General features: G+C 63.6%; 16 protein-coding genes. 11 read left to right on the top strand and 5 right to left on the bottom strand.

The features are described 5' to 3' along the window. Window positions 1-50: 50 nt before the first annotated feature. The 3 genes from AC6I21_RS15240 to AC6I21_RS15250 are packed head-to-tail and all read right to left on the bottom strand — an operon-like array spanning window position 51 to window position 4,031. The gene (locus tag AC6I21_RS15240) at window positions 51-1,061 is read right to left on the bottom strand and encodes a YdcF family protein (protein WP_138927111.1); all 1,011 of its coding nucleotides are present in this window, start codon (window positions 1,059-1,061) and stop codon (window positions 51-53) included. A 55-nt stretch (window positions 1,062-1,116) separates the two neighbouring features. Further along, window positions 1,117-2,550, bottom strand: coding sequence for a phytoene desaturase family protein (locus AC6I21_RS15245; protein WP_497762820.1), 1,434 nt, complete (start codon window positions 2,548-2,550; stop codon window positions 1,117-1,119). Continuing rightward, entirely contained in the window at window positions 2,547-4,031 is a 1,485-nt protein-coding gene (locus AC6I21_RS15250; protein ID WP_497762821.1) for a glycosyltransferase family 87 protein, read from the bottom strand. Before AC6I21_RS15250 ends, AC6I21_RS15245 begins: the two co-directional genes overlap by 4 nt. Window positions 4,032-4,396: 365 nt before the next feature. Here AC6I21_RS15250 and AC6I21_RS15255 point away from each other — a divergent pair, with 365 nt between their 5' ends. The 8 genes from AC6I21_RS15255 (at window position 4,397) to AC6I21_RS15290 (ending at window position 13,393) form a co-directional block, all read left to right on the top strand. Beyond that, window positions 4,397-5,011: a TetR/AcrR family transcriptional regulator gene (locus tag AC6I21_RS15255; protein ID WP_497762822.1), complete on the top strand. Its 615-nt coding sequence runs from the start codon at window positions 4,397-4,399 to the stop codon at window positions 5,009-5,011. Between the two features lie 81 nt (window positions 5,012-5,092). Then, window positions 5,093-6,250, top strand: coding sequence for a cytidylyltransferase domain-containing protein (locus tag AC6I21_RS15260; RefSeq protein ID WP_497762823.1), 1,158 nt, complete (start codon window positions 5,093-5,095; stop codon window positions 6,248-6,250). Window positions 6,251-6,317: 67 nt separating this feature from the next. Further along, window positions 6,318-7,211, top strand: a complete 894-nt coding sequence (locus tag AC6I21_RS15265; protein ID WP_054821843.1) for an N-acetylneuraminate synthase family protein — start codon at window positions 6,318-6,320, stop codon at window positions 7,209-7,211. A gap of 126 nt (window positions 7,212-7,337) precedes the next feature. Beyond that, on the top strand, window positions 7,338-8,354 hold the full coding sequence (locus AC6I21_RS15270; RefSeq protein WP_138927116.1) for a glycosyltransferase family 2 protein: 1,017 nt from the start codon (window positions 7,338-7,340) through the stop codon (window positions 8,352-8,354). Next, entirely contained in the window at window positions 8,351-9,730 is a 1,380-nt protein-coding gene (locus AC6I21_RS15275) for a polysialyltransferase family glycosyltransferase (RefSeq protein WP_497762824.1), read from the top strand. Before AC6I21_RS15270 ends, AC6I21_RS15275 begins: the two co-directional genes overlap by 4 nt. Beyond that, window positions 9,727-10,740 carry a hypothetical protein gene (locus tag AC6I21_RS15280; protein ID WP_446754704.1) on the top strand — a complete coding sequence of 338 codons (1,014 nt, stop codon included), beginning with the start codon at window positions 9,727-9,729 and terminating at the stop codon, window positions 10,738-10,740. The genes AC6I21_RS15275 and AC6I21_RS15280 overlap by 4 nt, the downstream gene beginning before the upstream one ends. A gap of 6 nt (window positions 10,741-10,746) precedes the next feature. Continuing rightward, entirely contained in the window at window positions 10,747-11,952 is a 1,206-nt protein-coding gene (locus AC6I21_RS15285) for a DUF6716 putative glycosyltransferase (RefSeq protein WP_497762825.1), read from the top strand. Between the two features lie 355 nt (window positions 11,953-12,307). Then, window positions 12,308-13,393 (top strand): inositol-3-phosphate synthase, encoded by a 1,086-nt coding sequence (locus tag AC6I21_RS15290; RefSeq protein ID WP_054820501.1) that lies wholly within the window; start codon window positions 12,308-12,310, stop codon window positions 13,391-13,393. Between the two features lie 239 nt (window positions 13,394-13,632). Here the strand turns inward: AC6I21_RS15290 and AC6I21_RS15295 are convergent, their stop codons facing one another. Together AC6I21_RS15295 and AC6I21_RS15300 are read right to left on the bottom strand one after the other, a co-directional pair. Then, window positions 13,633-13,755: a hypothetical protein gene (locus tag AC6I21_RS15295; RefSeq protein ID WP_446754702.1), complete on the bottom strand. Its 123-nt coding sequence runs from the start codon at window positions 13,753-13,755 to the stop codon at window positions 13,633-13,635. Window positions 13,756-14,470: 715 nt separating this feature from the next. Next, window positions 14,471-15,907 carry a CCA tRNA nucleotidyltransferase gene (locus AC6I21_RS15300; RefSeq protein ID WP_446754701.1) on the bottom strand — a complete coding sequence of 479 codons (1,437 nt, stop codon included), beginning with the start codon at window positions 15,905-15,907 and terminating at the stop codon, window positions 14,471-14,473. Between the two features lie 124 nt (window positions 15,908-16,031). On the opposite strand from AC6I21_RS15300, the gene AC6I21_RS15305 reads away from it, so the two are divergent. The 3 genes from AC6I21_RS15305 to trxB all read left to right on the top strand — a co-directional run bounded on the left by AC6I21_RS15305 (window position 16,032) and on the right by trxB (window position 19,507). Next, a complete protein-coding gene (locus AC6I21_RS15305; protein ID WP_138176463.1) occupies window positions 16,032-16,571 on the top strand; it encodes an NUDIX domain-containing protein in 540 nt (179 codons plus the stop codon). Between the two features lie 179 nt (window positions 16,572-16,750). Then, complete coding sequence (locus tag AC6I21_RS15310; RefSeq protein WP_497762826.1) at window positions 16,751-18,436, top strand: hypothetical protein; 1,686 nt, start codon at window positions 16,751-16,753, stop codon at window positions 18,434-18,436. A gap of 102 nt (window positions 18,437-18,538) precedes the next feature. Further along, window positions 18,539-19,507 (top strand): thioredoxin-disulfide reductase, encoded by a 969-nt coding sequence (gene trxB / locus AC6I21_RS15315; protein ID WP_446754699.1) that lies wholly within the window; start codon window positions 18,539-18,541, stop codon window positions 19,505-19,507. Window positions 19,508-19,523: the final 16 nt, after the last annotated feature.

A 19,523-nucleotide genomic window follows, 5' to 3' on the forward strand; every position in this document is an offset into this window, starting at 1 on the left:
TGCTGATCCCCCATAAGGATGAGTTCACCCGCCCCGGCCGGGGACCGGGCCTAGCTCAGCGACTGGTTCAGCGAAAAGACCAGCCCGAAGATCAGCACCGCGGCAAAGGGCAGGGCCAGCACCACGAAGGTCTTCCACTGGTCGCGGGCGATGGCGATGAATTCGCGCAAAAATGCGCTGGGCCGGTAGTAGGCGGCGGTCTTGCCGCCGAAGGAGGCGGCGTCGTAGCCCAGCTGGCGGGAGGCCAGGGCGGCACGCAGGCTGTGGTAGTCGCTGGTGACGATCCACAGGCACTCTTCCCGGCCCTGCTCCCGGAGCAGCTGGTGGGAGTACTTCAGGTTCTCCACCGTGTCCCGGGCCCGGTCCTCCACCAGGATCCGCTGCCGGTCAATCCCCTGCTCCTGCAGGTAGCGGGCCATGCTCACGCCCTCCGGCTCCGCTTCGTCACCCCCCTTGCCGCCGCTGGGCACAATCCAGGAGCTTTCCGGCGGCAGGCGGCGGAAGAGCTCAATCCCCTTGTCCAGCCGTCCGCGCAGCAGCGCCGGCACCTTGCCGTCGATTGTTCGCGAACCGAGCACCACAATCCCCGAGGGGTCCTGGTAGACCGGGAACTTGGCGTACACCCAGGCGTAGAGCAGCACCATGGCGAACATCATGGCGGTGAACACCGAGCCCATGAACAGCACGAACGCGCTGACCAGCCCCAGCCAGTGGTGGGAGAGCACCAGCAGCACCGCCAGCGCCGGAAGCCCCAGCACCAGCAGCCCGGCGATCAGCGAGAGCAGGTTGCCCAGCCGGGCCCCCTCCCGGCGCCACATCAGCACCCCGTTGTAGATCAGCACCCCGGCGAAGATCAGGACCATCAGCGGCAGCGAGAACAGCAGCAGCGCCAGCACGAATCCGGCCCCGGGCACCGTGCTGGACAGTGCCTCGGTGATGCTGCTCAGCGTCAGCAGCACCGCTGGCAGCAGGACGGCGGCGTTGATCAGGCGGCGCGGTTCGGAGCGGTACATCCAGATGAAGACGATCCACAAGGTGGCAAGGGTGATCAGTGTGGCCATGCCTCGATCCTATTTCATCACCGGTTTCCGCGGCCGGACATGGCGCTGCCGGGGCTCAGCGGATCCCGAACTCATGGGACAGCATGGCCTTGGCCCCCAGGTAACCGCCCATACCGTGCACCGACGGGCCCGGCGGGGTGGCCGAGGAGACCAGGTACAGTCCCTTGGACTGCAGCCACCACGGATTGGTGCTGACCCGGGGGCGCCGGACACTGCCCAGCAGATCCATGGTGCCCCCGGACAGGTCGCCGCCCACCAGGGCAGGGTTTTGCCGCTGCAGTCCGCGCGCGGTGCGCACATGCTGTTCGAGCACCACGTCCCGGAAGCCGGGGGCGGCAGCTTCAAGCTGGGCTGTGATGCGCGGTGCCATGTTGGCATCGGAGCCCAGCGGGACATGGCAGTAGGCCCACAGCACCTGCTGCCCGCCGGGGGCCCGAGTGGGGTCAAACTGTGAGGGCTGGGAGACCAGCACGAACGGATGATCGGCGGGACGGCGGCGACTTTCCCGTTCGGTGCGCAGCACCTGCCGGGCGGTACCGGCCAGGTGGATGGTGCCAGCCTGGGCCAGCAGCGGATCCCTCCAGGACACCGGTTCACGCAGCACATAGTGCACTACGCAACTGCCTGGGGAACGCCGGGGATTCGCCAGCCGCTGTGCCAGGGCATGCGGAATCCGACCTCGCCCGAGCCGGGCGGCGGTTTCCGGGGAGGTATCCAGCAAGATGGTCTGCGCGTCCAGTTCCCCGAGTTCTTCGATGCGGCGCCCGATTTCAATCCGTCCTCCGTGGGCCCTCAACTCGGTGGCCAGCGCCTGGCTGATCGCCTGGGAGCCGCCCCGGGGTATCGGCCACCCGCCCGCGTGGGCAGCAGCCGCCAGAAACAATCCGGCTCCGGCACCGGCCGGTCCGCGCGAACCACCGGCCACATGGGCGGCGCAGCCGGCCAGCAGCGCGGCCGCCTTCGGGTAGCGCCGGCTCAATGTCTGTTGCAGACCCATCCCGCCCAGGGTCGCGGCCCCAAACGCGGCCAGCGTTCCAGGATGGGCAGGTAGTCGCAGCAACGGATTCAGCAGGGTGTCCCCCAGCTGGTTAATCCGCTGCACGAGCGGGCCCAGGAGTCCGGCGAAGACCGCGCCCTGACCAGGGGCCAGGTTCGAGCCCGAGGCCAGGTGCTCTACGGTCCGGTCCAGATCCTGCCAGGCGTAGGCGGTGCGCTGGTCGAGCACGTGGGCGTAGGACATCTGGGGCACAAGGAAGTCCACTCGTTCGCGGACCTTCAGGTCGGCGAACGCCGGGGAGAGCAAAGCCATGGGGTGCACCGCGCTACCCACATCGAAGACCGCCTCGGACCCGTCCAGGGGGATGGTGCGCGCGGCGCCGCCGATGGTGGTGTTGGCCTCGTAAACCGTGACATCCAGGCCTGCCCGTGCCGCCACACACCCCGCCGCCAGCCCGTTGGGTCCGGCCCCGACCACGGCGACCCGGCTCATTCAGCGCTCCTGCCGCCGGCGGAGGTGGTGGCTTCGGAAGCGGTGCTCCCACGCCGACTTCGCACAATGCTCCAATTGATCCGGTCATCCGCCCCGGCGAACGGGCCCGCTTGCGGATCCTCCTGACCCACCGCTCTGACTGGGTCATATTCCGGGTTTAGAATACTTTGAACGACACGGAACATAAGGTATCCGAGCATGAACATATGGGCCAGGACCAACACGACGTAACCCGACTCGGGGAACGCGTGATTGGCCTCCACCTCCGAGGAGTAGCTGTGGATGTAGAACCACAACCCATAAAAGTGCAGCACCTCCACCGCCATCCACACAGTGAATTCCTTCCACCGCGGCAACGCCAGGGCAAAGAGCGGAATAAGCCACACGATGAACTGCGGCGAATACACCTTGTTCACCAGCACGAACGATCCCACAATCAAGAACACCAGGCTCGCCACTCGCGGACGCTGCCGGGCGAAGAAGGTCAACAACACCACCGCCACGCAGGCCAGGAAGAACAGAACCAGCCCCAACCGGGAGATGGCATGGGCCTCCAAATGCGCCATCCCCGGCACCTTGGCGGCGACAATGTTCCACACGTGCCAGAAACTGGATAGTCCGGCACCGCGTTCGGAAGTGAACTTGAAGAAGTGGGCGAAGGACTCCGGGAAGGCCACGGCGTAGGGGATGTTGACCGCCAGCCACGCCGCCAATGCCGACCCGCCGGTCACGGCAAAAACCCGAAGCTTGCCGGTGCGCAGCGCAAGGACAAGCACGGCGCCCAGGAACAGGACCGGGTACAGTTTTGTGGCGGTCCCCAAACCAATGAGCACCCCCGCCAACACCAGGTGCCGACGTGCAAAGCTGAGCATCCCCAGCGCAAGCAGGGCCACTGCCCACATGTCCCAGTTGATGCTTGCCGTCAAGATCATCCCGGGGGCAATGGCGACCATGGCCGCATCCCACGGACGACGCCCGGCCATGCGGGCAGTGCACAGTACGGTCACCAGCCAGAGCACCGAAACCAGGACCAGGTTGAAGTCAAAGTACAACAAGGCGCGGTTCACTGCCGTCTCCGGAACCAGGGCAGCCACCCCGGAAGCGGCCGCGCTCATCAGCACCGGGTACTCGAATTCGGCTCCCGCGCTGAAAGGGGCCCACGGATTTTCGGCAAAGCCCCGCGCCCCGAAGAGCGGAACCCAGTCGGTGTAGCAGGCCATGAGGTAGGGATTCTGCCCCGTCCAGCCGTTGACGCGGCAGGGGTTCTTGGCCAGTAGCATCAAAAGCGAACCGATGACGGTGAGGATGATCAGCACCCGTTCGACCGTAAAAATCCCCGGGCTCACCCGCCCGGGATCGCTGCGCCGTCCCAATGGACCACCAATAACGCGAGTGAACTGACGCAGGAAGGCGTCACTGCGCGAGGGCACGGTGATCCGCCACGGCTGGCGGGTCTGCTGTCGCTTTCTTGGCTCACCCATGATCCCCACCCTAGTTGTTGGAAATGGCGAAGACCCGCATCAGGCCCGCTTGTCCTGCATGTGTTAACCCATGACCCCCGCGTCCCACCGCTTCCTGGGCGTCGCTACCTTCCGCCTGTACCGCCGACCGGCGGAAGGTAAAGCGGACGCCGACTCAAGCATTGCCAGCGACCCACCCGCCAATCCCCGGGCTTCCAGCTTGTCTTGGGCCGCAAGGACTGTGGATGGCTTTCTGAACCAAATGGACGGGGCATTTCCAGCCAGCGTTGAATTCCCTGCCCGGCGAAACCCTGTCACCAGCAAAGAACCAGGCGCTCGAGCAGCATTTGCGCCGCCCGTCAGGGACACTTGCGCAAATGCAGGACATGCAATCTGCTGTCGGCGCGTTGGCCAACTTCCGACCCGCCTATAGTGAGGGCATGGAAACGGGGCAGCAGCGGGCCATGGACGCGGCCATTGAACTGGTGGGGACCCAGGGGCTGCGTGCCCTGACCCATCGTCGGGTGGATGAACATGCCGGTCTGCCCGCGGGTTCCACCTCCAACTATGCCCGCACCCGGGCGGCCCTGGTACATGCGGTCATGGATCGGATCATCGAGCTGGAAGCCCGGGCCACCGAGGCGGCCACGATGCCGGCAACGGCCGCACAGCTGCTGGAGTCCATGGCCCGGCTGATCGATGCGACCACCGGCGAGCGCCGGGTGCTGAGCACCGCGCGGCTGATCCTGTTCATGGAGGCCAGCCACGATGAGCGGTTGCGGGAACGGGTCATGGCCGGCCGGGTGATCCTCGAGCGTTTTGTCACAGCAGCCCTGCAGCGCCTGGGCGCCGGGGACCCCCGGTCCGGGGCCAGCGCCCTGATGGCGTGTGCGGAGGGCATCATCCTGCACCGCATCGTGCGCCAGGACCGCTCGGATGCCCGGCCCGCGCTGCGCCTGGTGCTTTCCGGCATCCTTCCTATCGACCCGGTCGGTGCGTAGGCGGGTAATTACACCTGCACTTCACCCCGCGTTTACCCAAAGGGGGCGCAACGGTCAACTCCGGCTCCTAGCGTCAAGGACGTGAGCAATACCAACCAGCCCAGCGTCTTGGCGATCATCCCGGCCCGCGGAGGATCCAAGGCGGTACGGCTCAAGAACCTGCGCAAGGTCGGCGGCCAGAGCCTGCTGGGCCGTGCGATCCAATCGGCCCAGGCCGCGGCCTCAGTCAGCGAAGTCGTGGTCAGCACCGATCATGAACAGATCCGGCAGGAGGCCCTGGCCTACGGCGCCAGCGTTGTCGACCGCCCGGCCGAAATCGCCGGGGACACGGCCAGCAGCGAATCGGTGCTCCTGCACGTGCTCGCCCAGCGCGAGGAGCACCCGCAGATCACCCTGTTCATCCAATGCACCTCCCCCTTCATCGACCCGGCGGACCTGGATGCCGCAGTGCAGCAGGTGGCCTCCGGCAAGGCCGATGTCAGCTTCGCCGCGGTCCCTGATCACGGCTTCCACTGGGGCCTGTCCCCGGAGGGCGCCGCGGTGGCCGTTGGCCACGACGCCGCCCACCGCCCACGCCGCCAGGACCGGGAACCCCGGTTTCGGGAAACCGGCGCCTTTTACGCCATGCACACCCCCGGCCTGCTGGCCAGCGGACACCGGTTCTTCGGGACCCTGGCGATCCAGCAGGTGCCGGTGGAGCACGGCATCGACATTGATTCGGAAGCCGACCTGCACTGGGCGGACCAGCAGGCGACCGGTGCCGCCGGACACATCGAGGTGGATGCGGTGGTCACCGACTTCGACGGGGTGCACACCCCGGACACCGCCTATCTGGATGAGCAGGGCACCGAATCGGTGCGGGTTTCGCGTTCGGACGGGATGGGGGTCGAACGGCTGCGGGCGGCCGGGGTGAAGTTCTTGATCCTGTCCAAGGAACGCAACCGGATCGTTTCCGCCCGCGCCGCGAAGCTGCAGGTGGAAGTCGCCCAGGGCATTGAGTCCAAGGCCGAATACCTCTCACGCTGGATGGCCGATGAGTCCATCAATCCCGCCCGGGTGGCCTATCTGGGCAATGACATCAATGACGTGCCCGCCATGGAACTGGTGGGTTGGCCGGTCACCGTGGCCGATGCCCGTCCCGAGGCCCACCGTGTGGCCCGACACCGACTTACCCGTGCCGGAGGGTCCGGCGCGGTGCGTGAACTGGCCGAACTCGTGTTGGCCGCGCGCAGCAGGTAAAGACCGTCCGGGGCTGGTCCGCAGCCCCACGACCACAGACTTTCCACCACTACGAAAGGCAGTATCCATGACCACCGTGAACACCGAAATCAAGCCCGTTGCCATCGGCGAGCACCTGCTCGGTGCCGGCCAGCAGGTGTACGTGATCGGCGAAATCGGAATCAACCACAACGGTGACATCGAGATCGCCAAGCAGCTGATCGACGTGTCGGCGGCCGCCGGGGCGAACGCCGTGAAGTTCCAGAAGCGCACCCCGGAGATCTCCACCCCGATGGACATGCGCGACAAGATCCGCTCCACCCCGTGGGGCGAGATGACCTACCTGGACTACCGCTACCGGGTCGAGTTCGACCAGGCCCAGTACAAGGAGCTGATCTCCTACGCCGCCTCCAAGGGCATGCACGCCTTCGCCTCCCCCTGGGACGTTCCCTCGGTGGAGTTCATGGAGGCCCAGGGCGCGGTGACCCACAAGGTCGCCTCCGCCTCGGTCACCGACCTGGAGCTGCTGCGGGCGCTGGCCGAGACCGGCAAGCCGATCATCCTGTCCACCGGGATGTCCACCATCGAGCAGATCGACAAGGCCGTGGAAACCCTGGGCACCGACAAGCTGGTGCTGATGCACGCCACCTCCACCTACCCGCTGCCCCCGGAGGAGGCGAACCTGCGCACCATCGAGACCCTGCGCGATCGCTACCAGGTGCCGGTGGGCTACTCCGGGCACGAACGCGGCCTGCAGATCTCCCTGGCCGCCGTCGCCCTGGGCGCGGTCACCGTGGAACGCCACATCACGCTGGACCGCACCATGTGGGGCTCGGACCAGGCCTCCTCGCTGGAGCCCAAGGGCTTCGAGGCGCTGATCCGTGACATCCGCATCCTGGAGCAGGCCATGGGCGACGGGGTGAAGAAGGTCTTCCCCGGTGAGCTGGCCCCGCTCTCGCGCCTGCGCCGCGTCGACGGCTAACCCGGTCCCGCCCGGGAACCACCCCTGATTCCGGGGCCCGCCACGGGCCCCGGAATTCGCGCTTTGCCCGGCCTGGCCCGCCGCAGCCCCTCGCCCCGCCACCTGCCCCCGCATGAAAGATCCGCAGTGACCGCAACGCACACCCCCACCGGAACCGCACGGGTTCCGGGATTGATCAGCGTCATCATCCCGGCCTACAACCAGGAGCCCTACATCAACGACGCCCTGGACTCGCTGGCCGCCCAGCGCCTGGGCCGCCATCGCCTGCAGGTCATCGTGGTCGATGACCACTCCAGCGACCTGACGCCCACCCTGGTGCAGGACTACCGGGACCGCTTCGAGGACCTGCGGCTGATCACCCACCCGGAAAACCGCGGGGTGTCCGCGGCCCGCAACACCGGGTTGGCGGCGGCCACCGGCAGCTACGTCACGTTCCTGGACCCGGATGACTGGTTTTCCCGCGACCACCTGGCCTCCCTGGCCGACGGGCTGGAACGGCTCGAGGTGGACTTTGTGCGCTGCGACCAGGTGCGGGTGCGCGGCACCAGCCGCAGCATCCACCGTGCCCCGCAGGCACTGCACAATGTGGTCCTGGACCCGCGGGAGGACATCCTGCCGGTGGATGCGGCCAGCATGATCGACTACCCGTATGTGTTCACCGGCATGTACCGCCACGACGTGCTGGGCGACACCCAGTGGTTCGACCCGGCGCTGGCCACCTGCGAGGACCGGCCCTGGCTGTGGCGGCTGTACCTGTCCAGCACCAGCTACGCGGTGGTGGGTGAGGCCAGCCAGTTCTACCGGCGCAACCTGCCCGGCTCCCTGACCCAGGTGTTCGACGAACGCCAGCTGCACTTCATCCCGGCCTTCGGCCAGATCGTGCAGCTGGTCAGCCAGGACCGGGAGGCCGACCGCTTCCTGCCCAAGGCGCTGCGCCAGTTCTTCGCGATCGCCTGCCACCACCTGGACCGCATCGGACAGTTCCCCGCCGCGCTGGCCGCCGAGCTGCGCCGCCAGCTGGGGGCCGCCCTGGCCCAGCTGCCGCCCGGGCCGATGGCCCAGGCGCTGGAACAGCTGGACCCGCGCCGGCGCAAGCTGCTGCGCACCGTGTACACCCCGGCCCCGGTGGGGGTGGGAGCATGATCCAGCTGCTTGCCGCCTCCACCAGCTTCCAGGTCATGTGCCTGGCGGCGATGCTTGACACCGGACTGCTGCCCCCGGCCGAGCGCCGCATCCTGGTGCTGGCCAACGGCTCAATGGCCCCGGAGCTGACGGTGCCGCTCGATGAGGTGCCCGGCTTCCCGGCCCTGGCCGAGCGTTTCGATGCGGTCGTGGACTTCGGGGCGCTGATCGCCCCGCGCCGGGTCGGGGCCTTCAACCCGCGCACCGAGGAACTGGTGACCTTCGAGCGCCTGCTGCGCACCGCCTGGGGCCTGGGCCGCGAACCGGTGCACCTGGTGCTCGAGTCGATCCAGGTCAATCCGGCCCAGGCGCTGGCCCGGATCTTCCACGACGCACCCATCACCGTGCATTCCGATGGCCTGATGTCCTACGGGCCCACCCGCAGCAGGCTGCCGCTCCCGATCGCCCAGCGGATCGCCGGCACCTGCCATGTGGATCTGGTGCCGGGGCTGCGCCCGCTGCTGCTGCACGAGCTGTGTCCACGGCGCACCGTGGTGCCGCTGCCGGCGCTGCGCCGGGTCTTCGACGAGGTGGCCTGCGACCCGCAGGTCACCGGGCTGCTGCCGCGGGTGCCGGCCGACCATGCCCTGGTGCTCGGCCAGTACCTGGGGGCGCTGGGACTGCTGGATGATGAGCAGGAACTGGAACTGCACCGTCAGATGCTGCAGGAGGCCGCTGACTGCGGCGCCGGGCACGTGGTGTTCAAGCCGCACCCCAGTTCCTCCCCCGCCTCGGCACGCAGGCTCGCCGTCCTCGCCGCACAGCAGGGCCTGGGGTTCACGCTGCTGCGCACCCCGCTGCTGGCCGAGACCGTGATCGGGGCGCTGCGCCCGCAGCGCGTCATTTCCTGCTTTTCCACCGCACTGGTCACCGCCCACTACATGCTCGACATACCGGTCAGCGCGGTGGGCACCGACGCGCTGCTGCAGCACCTGGCCCCGTACCAGAACTCGAACCGGATCCCGCTGACCCTGATCCACGCGCTGTTCCGCCAACAGCTGCCGGCCCCCTCCCGGGTGCGGTCGGGTTCGGTGGATGAGCTCAGCGCCCTGGTGCGCGCCGTGTCGTACTGCATGCAGTCCGGGCAGCTCGAATCCCTGCGCGCCCAGACCGAAGAGTACCTGGAAGCCAACTATGCGGCCCACCCGGAGTACTTCAAGCGCCGCCGGCTGGCCAAGCTGGACCTGCCCCCGCGCTGGGCCCACCCCAACTCGCAGCGCAGCCCCGTGCTCCGGTTGCGTCGCGCCGCCGGCCGCTCGGTGCGCGGCATGCAGCGCCGCGGGGCGCGGGCCTTTAGCAGCATGGCCCGTCGCCTGGAGTCGGGAGCGCGTGGGTGAAAAAGATCGTGTACCGCCCGCAGGCGGAGGTCAGCCGACCGCGCTTCGGCCACTGCCGAGTCTGGGTCGAATCCCCACTGCAGCTGCTCTCTGCGGTGGAAACCCATGCAGCGGGGCTGCTGGGCAGCAACACCCGAATCGTGCCACGGCAGAACATGCCGCTGGAGGCCACCACCAAAGCACTGCTGCAGGCCGCCCCCCGCGGGCTGGCGATTGCCGAGCCCTCCCGCAACCCACCGGCACCGCTGTCCACCGATGAACGCTGGGTCACCGGGGACGCCTACTCGGGAAGGGTGCAGCGTGCCCTGCTGGGGCCGGTGCAATCCCGTGAAGTGGTCATCATCGACGACGGGCTCGCCACCTTGGCGCTGATCCGCCAGCTGACCAGCCAAGATCCGGTACCACTGGTGCGGGAGCGGGTGGAGAACTCCGCGGGCCGCAGGGCACTGGGACTGGCGCTGTGGTACCGGCTGCGTTTCATGGCGCGCGATCAGCGCCTGCTGATCGTCTCCGCCCTGGACGTGGATGAGCCCACGCGGGAACGCATGGAGCAACTGGGCATCAAGTTTGCCCAGCACCGCTTCGAATGGCTCGCCGCCCAACCCGTGGCCGAGAGCTTCGCCGAACCCACCTTGGTCATCGGCTCGGCGATGAGCACCGACGGGCTGATCCATCCCGACCCGTATCTGGAATGGCTGCGTGATGTGGCCCAGGACGGGCCGCTGGCGTATTTTCCGCACCGCCGCGAAACCCCGCACCTGCTCGAGCTGATTGACCGGATCCCCAATGTCCGGCTCAAGGAGCACACCATTCCCATTGAAATGCGCCTGCGCCGGTTGCGTTCCGGGCAGCTAATCCGCTCCTTGCCCTCCACAGTGGTGCCCTCGCTGCGCCTGCTGCTGGGTACGCAACGCCACCAGGTCATTCCCCAAGCGGTGCCCGAACACTGGTGGACCGCCGCGACATCCCGGCAGCTGCGCGAGCACCTGTCCAATTCCCTGAAGGTGTGATGCCCGGTGACTCCCTCCATCTTGGCCGTGGCCGACTCCGACTCGTACCTGAAGTTGGCCGCCCATCTGCTGCACCAGCTCGGCGACGGATGGCGGCGGCGGGTCGTGGTGGTCCGCACCCCCACAACCCCCACCGACGAGCAGATCCTGGCGGCGTTCAGCGGCACGGATTTGGACCCGCAGCACGTCCAAATTCTGCCGCTAAGTCACCTCACCGCCGGTACCGTCACCGAAGATGTGCTGTTCGCTTCGGCCACCGGGCCGATTGTCTCGGAAATATATGCCAGGGTCCTGCGCAGCGAACCGGTCGATGCACGCCGCACGGCGCTGGTTTCGGCGCTGCCGGGCGTAGCTTTCCCCGCGACGGCGAAAGGCTGGAACTATCGTCGGGCCGGGGATGCCTTCATCTGCCATTCGCACGCCGAGGTGCGGGATTTCTCCTTCCTGGCCGACTCCGAACCCGGCCACCAGCCCACCCTGTTGCTGGGCAAGTTGCCTTTTTTGACCAGTCCTGGCTTCCCCGCCACTTGTAGCCAGCCGATTAACCGAGTCGTGTTTGCCGCCCAGGCCAAGGTTCCGAGCGCACGTGATGAGCGTGAACAGATCCTGCTGGCCCTGGAAGGCGCGGCCCGGATGAACCCGGGTACCGAGGTCATCATCAAATTGCGCGCCCGGGCCGGAGAACCGCAAACACATCTGGAGCAATACCCTTATGACGCGCTGTTGGAGCAGATGGTCCAGGACGGACGGCTCTCCCGGACCAGCCACATCCGTTTTGCCACGGGGGCGTTGCACGAATTTCTGGTTCCGGGAACGGCGTTGGCCACGGTTTCTTCAACCGCGGCACTCGAGGCCCTGGACCACGGGTTGCCGACCCTGGTCATCAACGACTTTGGCGTTGACGTTGCACTGATTAATACGGTGTTCGTCGGCTCCGGGATTCAAGGCAGCCTGCAGCAACTGCAGATGCTCGGATTCAGTAATCCGAACCGCGCATGGTTGAGGGAAAATTACTTTCATCGCAATACCCGCGATCTGCATGACGCACTGCAACTCCTGGCATCTAGAGCGCAGACTGGAACGCTGCAGACAGACGAGCAAATGCTGGCACGTTTGAAGAACTTTCCTCTGCGGCAGCGCGTACGCACCGTAATGCCCCGGCCAATGCTGGAAATTGCCCGAAAGTTGCGGCGGATTCTTGGACAGGCGTGAAATGAGAGCTACCAGACACCTCATGAGCATCTGAAACTTTGCTAATGACATAATATTTCATGATTTTCCACTCCTAATAACTTGGTCTACGTTCGCCGAGCGCGGTCGTTCACGCCCAATACAAGTTTTGGTACTGACTTTGTTTTCAGTCATTACCGACCGAACTCAGAGGACTTTCCGTCCACATGAGGTCGGGTGGTAACAGTAACGAGCCTCGGTTCCCAATCTCTTCGCCGAAGCGGGAATGAAAGTGCATAGTAAGGGACTTAAGATCTATGGGGGAGCCTGTTTGCGGATAACTCTTATCTCTTGGATCCGCTCCCCAAAGCTTTCATCGTTTTCCAAAGGAGTTCATGTGTCGGCGAACCCGATCAGAGTTGCCATCGTCGGTGTGGGTAACTGTGCCACGTCACTTATCCAAGGCGTCGAGTACTACCGCGATGCGGCAGCTGATTCCACCATTCCGGGTCTGATGCACGTTCAGTTCGGCGACTACCACGTCAGCGACGTACAGTTCGTCGCCGCTTACGACGTCGATGCCAAGAAGGTTGGACTGGATCTTGCTGACGCAATCCTGGCCAGCGAGAACAACACCATTAAGATCGCGGATGTGCCGCAGACCGGAATCACCGTCCAGCGGGGACATACCCTGGATGGCCTTGGCAAGTACTACCGCGAAACCATCGAGGAGTCCTCGGCCGAACCGGTGGACATGGTTCAGTCCCTGAAGGACGCCCAGGTCGATGTACTGGTCTGCTACCTTCCGGTGGGTTCGGAAGAAGCGGCCAAGTTCTACGCACAGGCTGCGATTGACGCTGGCGTTGCCTTCGTCAACGCACTGCCGGTCTTCATTGCGGGCACCCCGGAATGGGCGCAGAAGTTCACAGATGCTGGTGTTCCGATCGTCGGCGACGACATCAAGAGCCAAATCGGCGCCACCATCACCCACCGCGTCATGGCAAAGCTCTTCGAAGACCGTGGGGTAGTCCTGGACCGCACCTACCAGCTGAATGTGGGAGGCAACATGGACTTCAAGAACATGCTCGAGCGCGAGCGTCTGGAATCCAAGAAGATCTCCAAGACCCAGGCGGTCACTTCCAACACCTCAGCCGCCCTGGGTGCCGATGACGTACACATCGGCCCGAGCGACTTCGTGTCATGGCTGGACGACCGCAAATGGGCTTTCGTGCGCCTCGAGGGACGCAACTTCGGTGATGCGCCGGTCAATCTCGAATACAAGCTGGAGGTTTGGGATTCCCCGAACTCCGCGGGCGTCATCATCGACGCGGTGCGCGCCGCGAAGATCGCCCAGGACCGCGGCATTGGCGGTCCCATCCTCTCCGCTTCCAGCTACTTCATGAAGTCACCGCCGGAGCAGTACGACGACGAAACCGCGCGTCAGAAGGTAGAGGCCTTTATTCGCGGCGAGATCGAGCGTTAACGGTCCACTCCGCTCGGAGTCTTCAGGTGCCCACCGTGTCCACAAGGCGGTGGGCACCTGCATTTAAGAGCTCTCGTGGTCGGACTGTGAAACTCCTGCATTGTTCCAAGGCCTTCGTCATCTGGGTGCGGCAAGGCCCGCCGGGCCACAGGCCGGCGGGCCTCGTCTGGATATTCGGTTGCGGTTCCATCATGTATCCCCCTTGGTCTGGCACTGACGGTAATGGCGTCAGCCGACCCCTAGCGGATACGGAAGTACATTTCCGGTGGAACGTGATTCTTCATTTCACGTTCGCGACGTGCCTGATGGAATCGCGTTTCCTTGAAGCGATCACTCTGATCGCCGCGGTAGCGCTTTTTCACTAGCCTCCCCTCCTTTCCGTTTGCGTCGAAAGGACGGGGACAACTTGAGGGTTCGAAAGCGAACTACGCGCTTTCAGGCTCTCCGGTCCGGCGAAGATCAATTCCGCGGCGCGGATAGCACGGGTTGGAGTAGTGCAAAGAGGGGCAGACATGAGAAAAGTTCCTAGAGGTTTCGGTCGAATACTGACTATTCAGCCTCAGGAACTTTTTGATGAGTTAGTGTGAGAGAACTAGATCGTCATCTGTCCGGAGGCTGGGGAAACTCGCCGCACGCGGGCGTAAAAGCCGGCAAATCCGCCGCCATTAGTCCAAGAAATCTGGATCATATTCATGTTTCCCACCTCCTTAGGTCTGCTCGAGTCGATCGCACCTCAGGTGCGAGACTGCAACGTTTATTGTCTCTTCGATCTCGTTAGTCTCATTGAGACTTCCCAATCACGATACCCAGCATAACTGAACTCTGCGCGGAATATCCAGCCACAAGGGAAAATACTTTAAAGATTCTTCGGCTTCACGGGCCACGCGGTGCCGCCGGACGTGTGAAGGCTGCTGTCCCAGAAGCAGAAGGCGGCTGCAGCTACCAATACATAGCCACGGCAGTCACCCGGGAAGCCTTCGGGCAAGTCCTACCGTCACGGAAAGCACAAACAGCCGCCGTCCTGCAATCACCACACGGCAGCGCGCAGGAGGGCGGCAAACCCGCAATGTGCGCGGCTTAGTCCCGCGACTCGGGCTGCTCGGCCCACCACTGCAGGAGGCGTTCTCCGGCCTTGTCCTCCCCCAAGGGGCCTTCGTCAAGGCGCATGTTCAACAGGAACTTATACGCACGTCCCACTACGGGCCCCGGAGAGATCCCCAGTAGCTTCATGATCTGCTCGCCGTCAAGGTCGGGCCGAATGGAATTCAGCTCCTCCTGCTCAGCAATCTGCTGGATCCGGGTTTCCAGGTCGTCGTAGGCGAACGATAGGCGATCGGCCTTGCGGCGGTTGCGCGTCGTAACGTCCGAGCGGGTCAGGCGGTGCAGACGCTCGAGCTGGGGACCTGCATCTGTCACGTACCTACGTACCGCGGAATCTGTCCAGCCGGCTTCCCCGTAACCGTAGAAACGCATATGCAGTTCAACCAGACGGGCAACGGCCTTGATCGTTTCCTTGTCGAAACGCAGGGCACGCATCCGCTGCTTGACCAACTTGGAGCCCACCACGTCATGGTGACGGAAACTGACCGAGCCGTTGCTCTCGAATTTCCGTGTCGCCGGCTTGCCAATGTCGTGCATCAGGGCAGCGAAGCGCAGCACAAAATCGGGTTTCGGAACCGCTCCGTCGGCATCGGTCTCGTGATCAATCGCCTGCTCCAGCACGGTCAGTGAATGCTGGTAGACATCCTTGTGCCGGTGGTGCTCGTCGATCTCCAGACGTAACGCCGGAACCTCGGGCAGCATGATGTCGGCCAGCCCGGTTTGCACCAGCAAATCGATACCCGATCGCGGGTCCGCGCCATTGATGAGTTTGACCAGCTCATCGCGGATTCGCTCAGCCGAAATGATCTCGAGCCGGTCAGCCATGTGCCGCATGGCCTTGCGAACCTCCGGTGCAACGTTCATTCGCAGCTGCGAGGTGAAGCGCGCAGCCCGCATCATCCGCAGTGGATCATCGGAAAAAGAGACTTCCGGAGATCCAGGCGTACGAATCAGCCCCTCATTCAGGGAGGCGACTCCGTCAAAGGGATCGATGAGTTCCAGCTGCGGCAAACGCAGTGCCATGGCATTCATGGTGAAATCGCGCCGGAACAGATCGTCTCGCAGATTATCGCCAAAGGCCACGACCGGCTTGCGAGAATCCTTGTCATAGGCATCCGCGCGGTAAGTCGTGACTTCAATGGTGTCCCTGCCCTTACGCAGCGCGATGGTTCCGAAGTCACGGCCCACATCCCACGTTGCGTCCGCCCAACCCTCAATGACGCTCAGGGTCTGATCCGGCAGCGCGTTGGTCGTGAAATCCAGGTCAGGTGAGACGCGTCCAAGGTAGAGATCACGGACCGGTCCACCGACCAGCGACAGCTCGAATCCAGCTGCGACGAAGCGGTCAGCCAACTCGAAAATGACCGCGGGAAGAATCTGGCGCAGCACTGCGTGGGAAGGAAGTTCGTACATAGTCCTTTAAGGGTGCCAGATTTCCCGGCCCCGTGTGCACGTACTCGGTGGTATTCACTGCGACAAAACTCTCCGCGTCACGTTGTTAACGGAATGTTAGGCGTTTTGTCGATACAGTGGTTTCATGAACCGTCCGATCCCGTCCGCACCTAAGCGCACGCCATTGACAGCGTCAATGGCGCATGCGCACGCGGCTGGAGGGCACCAACAGCTGCCCACCGTCGAGGAGGTTTCCTCCGGCGGTATCGTGATCGATTTCGATGATTCCTCCTTCCCCGTAGCAATCATCGCCCGGTACAACCGAGGCGGGCGGCTCGAGTGGTGTCTTCCCAAGGGCCACCCGGAGGGCGAAGAGACCAATGAGGAAGCCGCGATCCGGGAGATCGAGGAAGAGACCGGAATTGCCGGTCGGATTCTCGCGCCCCTGGGATCCGTGGACTACTGGTTTACCGTCACCAACTACCGGGTCCACAAAACGGTGCACCACTTCCTGCTCGAGGCCACAGGTGGCGAGTTGACCATCGAAAACGATCCGGACCATGAAGCCGTGGACGTCGATTGGGTTCCCCTGAACGCATTGGGCAAGAGGCTGTCTTTTCCCAACGAGCGGCGCATTGCCGACCTCGCGCGCGAGGTGCTGACCCGCTATGTCACCGGTGGTTAGCCAACAGGGTTCACAGGTGAATCGCCCCGGAGAACGCCGGCACGGAATCTACAGAAAAACAGCGTCTTCGACGGCCACGTGACTCTAGCCAAATCACCCACATATCCCGTCGTATCGCAGGTAACATGAGGGATGGCGGGGAATCCGCCTGAATGCTCAACCAACCCTTGGAGATGCACGTGTCGCAGTCCATCGATGTCGGGTCCGTCCTCGGCGGTCGCTACCAGGTCACCGAATTTGTCTTGACCTCCGCCGAAGGAGACCTTGTCCTCGAAGGCATTGACCAGGTGCTGAACAGATCCGTCAGTATTCTCGTTGCGTCGACGGACAATTCCTCACAGCTGGCCAGCAGCGCGCGCGAAATCGCGATGGACGAGCGTTCCGCTGAGGTCCAGGTCCTCGACCTTGGCGTTACGGACGCCAATCAAACTTATCTCGTAGCCAATCTGGCTAATTCGGCGGACTTGCTCGACTTGGTGGTTGAGCGCGACGCTCCTTATGTCGAGCCGTTTTTCACAGATACTCTGGGCACCGAAATTTTCGGTGAATCTCGTCAGGCAGTACCGCAGACCTACGAGGATGACGACGCCTACTACGAGCACCTCCGCTATGAGGAGGAGCCGGAAGAGCAGGGCCGTATCGGAAACGCTCTCAGCAGTGGATTCAGCGGTCTGAAGAACCGGTTCGGGCGCAAGAATGCGTCCCCTGAGGGTGATGAGCAATCACTGCCTGCTGCAGAGGGTGATGATGTCGACCCGAAGACGGCTCCGCAGGAGACGTCTTCTCCAAGCACCACACCGGTTGCGCCGATTAAGGGCTCGGAAGGGGGCGCCAAGCCTGCCGACAAGGCAAAAGTCACCCGTCTTGAGGACGACGAGCCGAATGTCACCGCCACGGCGGCGTTGTCTTCGGCCGAGCTTTCCAAGGGCAAGGAACCAAAGTCTTCCAAGGACAAAAAGAAGCCTGCTGCCGCAGGGGCGACGTCAGCGGCAGCTGCAGCATCCGAGTCTCCTAAGAAAGAACCCCGCGGGGATAAGCCAACTGGCTCTCAAAAGGCCAGTGGGGCTGCGGGGGCCGCCGGTGCCGGCGGGGTTGCTGCTGCCGCAGCAGCCGCATCCGGCAATGGCTCGAAGGCCAAAACCTTCCCCGCCGCAGCCAAGAACGTTCCTGCCTCCAACGCAGATTACGAAAATCCGGAAGAGAACAACGAAAACAGCAGCAAGGGAGCTCGCCTGTTGGTGGGCGCCGTGCTGATCGCTGTACTCGTCATTGGGGTAGTTTTCGCGTTTAACTTCCTCGGCCGCGGTGGAGGCGATGAGCCCGTAGCTCAGACGCCGCCGAACGAAACTCAGGAGCAGCCCGCCGAGCCGAATGAGGAGTCCCCTTCGGACACCGAGTCCCCGTTGCCTGCCCCGGAAATTGCTGATGTTTCCCGGCTGGTGCCAGGGAACCAGAAGCTGAACGCTGAAACCGATGACACTCTGTCCAAGATGATCGACGGTAATCCTGCCAGTGTTTACAACACCTACTCGTATACCACCGCGAACTTCGGCGGTTTTGCCTCCAACATGGTGTTTATCCTCGAGCTGGAAGATGAGTCGAAGATCAGCGAAGTTCAGCTTGACGGCCTCAACGCCTCTGGAGGCAGCTACCAGATTCTGATTGGTGACAGCGAAGACCTGGGCGAAGCAAACTCCGTGGCCAACGGCTCATTCACGGGCCCGTCGCTGACTGTTCCAGTGAATGAAGAGCAAGCCACGGGCCAATACGTCTTCTTGAACGTTACTGAACTGCCGCGTCGCGCTTCTGGCGCGAATGCATCTCGTCCCTTTGGGCTGCAGATTGGTGAGTTCTCGGCCAAGTAACACTGACGGAATTTTTCACCGTTATCAAACGTTGAGGTGCATAGTGAGGTCTAACCGCACTATGCACTTCGCATTTACATGAAATGAAAGGGTCCCTCCCCCGTGGCTTCAACACAGAATGATGAAATCCGCGATGTCATCATCGTCGGTTCCGGTCCAGCGGGCTACACGTCAGCAATTTACACTGCGCGCGCGAACCTGAATCCACTGGTCATTGCCGGTTCCGTAACCGCTGGTGGAGAACTGATGAACACCACCGACGTGGAAAACTTTCCTGGTTTCCCACAGGGCATCATGGGACCCGACCTTATGGACAATCTGCAGCAGCAAGCCGAGCGCTTTGGCGCTGAAGTACTCTTCGATGACGTGACGCATGTGGATCTCACCGGAGACATCAAGAAGGTCACCGTCAACGACGGCACCGTCTTCACCGCGCACTCCGTTATTGTTTCGACCGGGTCAGCGTACCGCGAGCTTGGCCTGGAAGATGAGAAGCGTCTGTCCGGCAAGGGTGTCTCCTGGTGTGCAACCTGTGATGGGTTCTTCTTCCGTGATCAGCAAATTGCAGTTGTTGGCGGCGGAGATTCGGCGATGGAAGAAGCACTCTTCCTGACCAAGTTTGCCTCGAAGGTGTACGTGGTGCACCGGAGAAACGAACTACGGGCCTCGAAAATTATGGCAGACCGCGCCATGGCCCACGAGAAGATCGAGTTCGTTTGGGACTCTGAGGTTGTCGGGATCGAGGGTGCTGAAAAGGTCGCCGGCCTGCGCGTAAAGAACCGTAGCACCGGTGAAGAGAAGACTCTGCCCGTCACGGGCGTTTTCGTCGCTATCGGCAACGATCCACGCACCGAGCTGGTAAAGAATCAGCTCGAGCTGACTGCAGAGGGCACTATCGCTGTTGACGGACGCACTTCTCAAACCTCGTTGAAGGGCGTATTTGCCGCCGGCGATGTCATCGACGCTCGGTACCGGCAAGCGATCACCGCCGCAGGTTCTGGATGCGCAGCCGCAATCGACGTTGAACACTTCCTGGCGGATCTAAAAACCCCCGTACAGGCGACGAATTAAGCTCTACAGAAAGGTG

This window comes from Glutamicibacter sp. St.4D3 (genome assembly GCF_059728615.1).

Excerpts from the sequence above, each read along its gene's own strand:
- AC6I21_RS15240 (WP_138927111.1), bottom strand. The coding sequence starts at position 1,061 with ATGGCCACACTGATCACCCTTGCCACCTTGTGGATCGTCTTCATCTGG.
- AC6I21_RS15245 (WP_497762820.1), bottom strand. The coding sequence starts at position 2,550 with ATGAGCCGGGTCGCCGTGGTCGGGGCCGGACCCAACGGGCTGGCGGCG.
- AC6I21_RS15250 (WP_497762821.1), bottom strand. The coding sequence starts at position 4,031 with ATGGGTGAGCCAAGAAAGCGACAGCAGACCCGCCAGCCGTGGCGGATC.
- AC6I21_RS15255 (WP_497762822.1), top strand. The coding sequence starts at position 4,397 with ATGCAATCTGCTGTCGGCGCGTTGGCCAACTTCCGACCCGCCTATAGT.
- AC6I21_RS15265 (WP_054821843.1), top strand. The coding sequence starts at position 6,318 with ATGACCACCGTGAACACCGAAATCAAGCCCGTTGCCATCGGCGAGCAC.
- AC6I21_RS15275 (WP_497762824.1), top strand. The coding sequence starts at position 8,351 with ATGATCCAGCTGCTTGCCGCCTCCACCAGCTTCCAGGTCATGTGCCTG.
- AC6I21_RS15300 (WP_446754701.1), bottom strand. The coding sequence starts at position 15,907 with ATGTACGAACTTCCTTCCCACGCAGTGCTGCGCCAGATTCTTCCCGCG.
- AC6I21_RS15305 (WP_138176463.1), top strand. The coding sequence starts at position 16,032 with ATGAACCGTCCGATCCCGTCCGCACCTAAGCGCACGCCATTGACAGCG.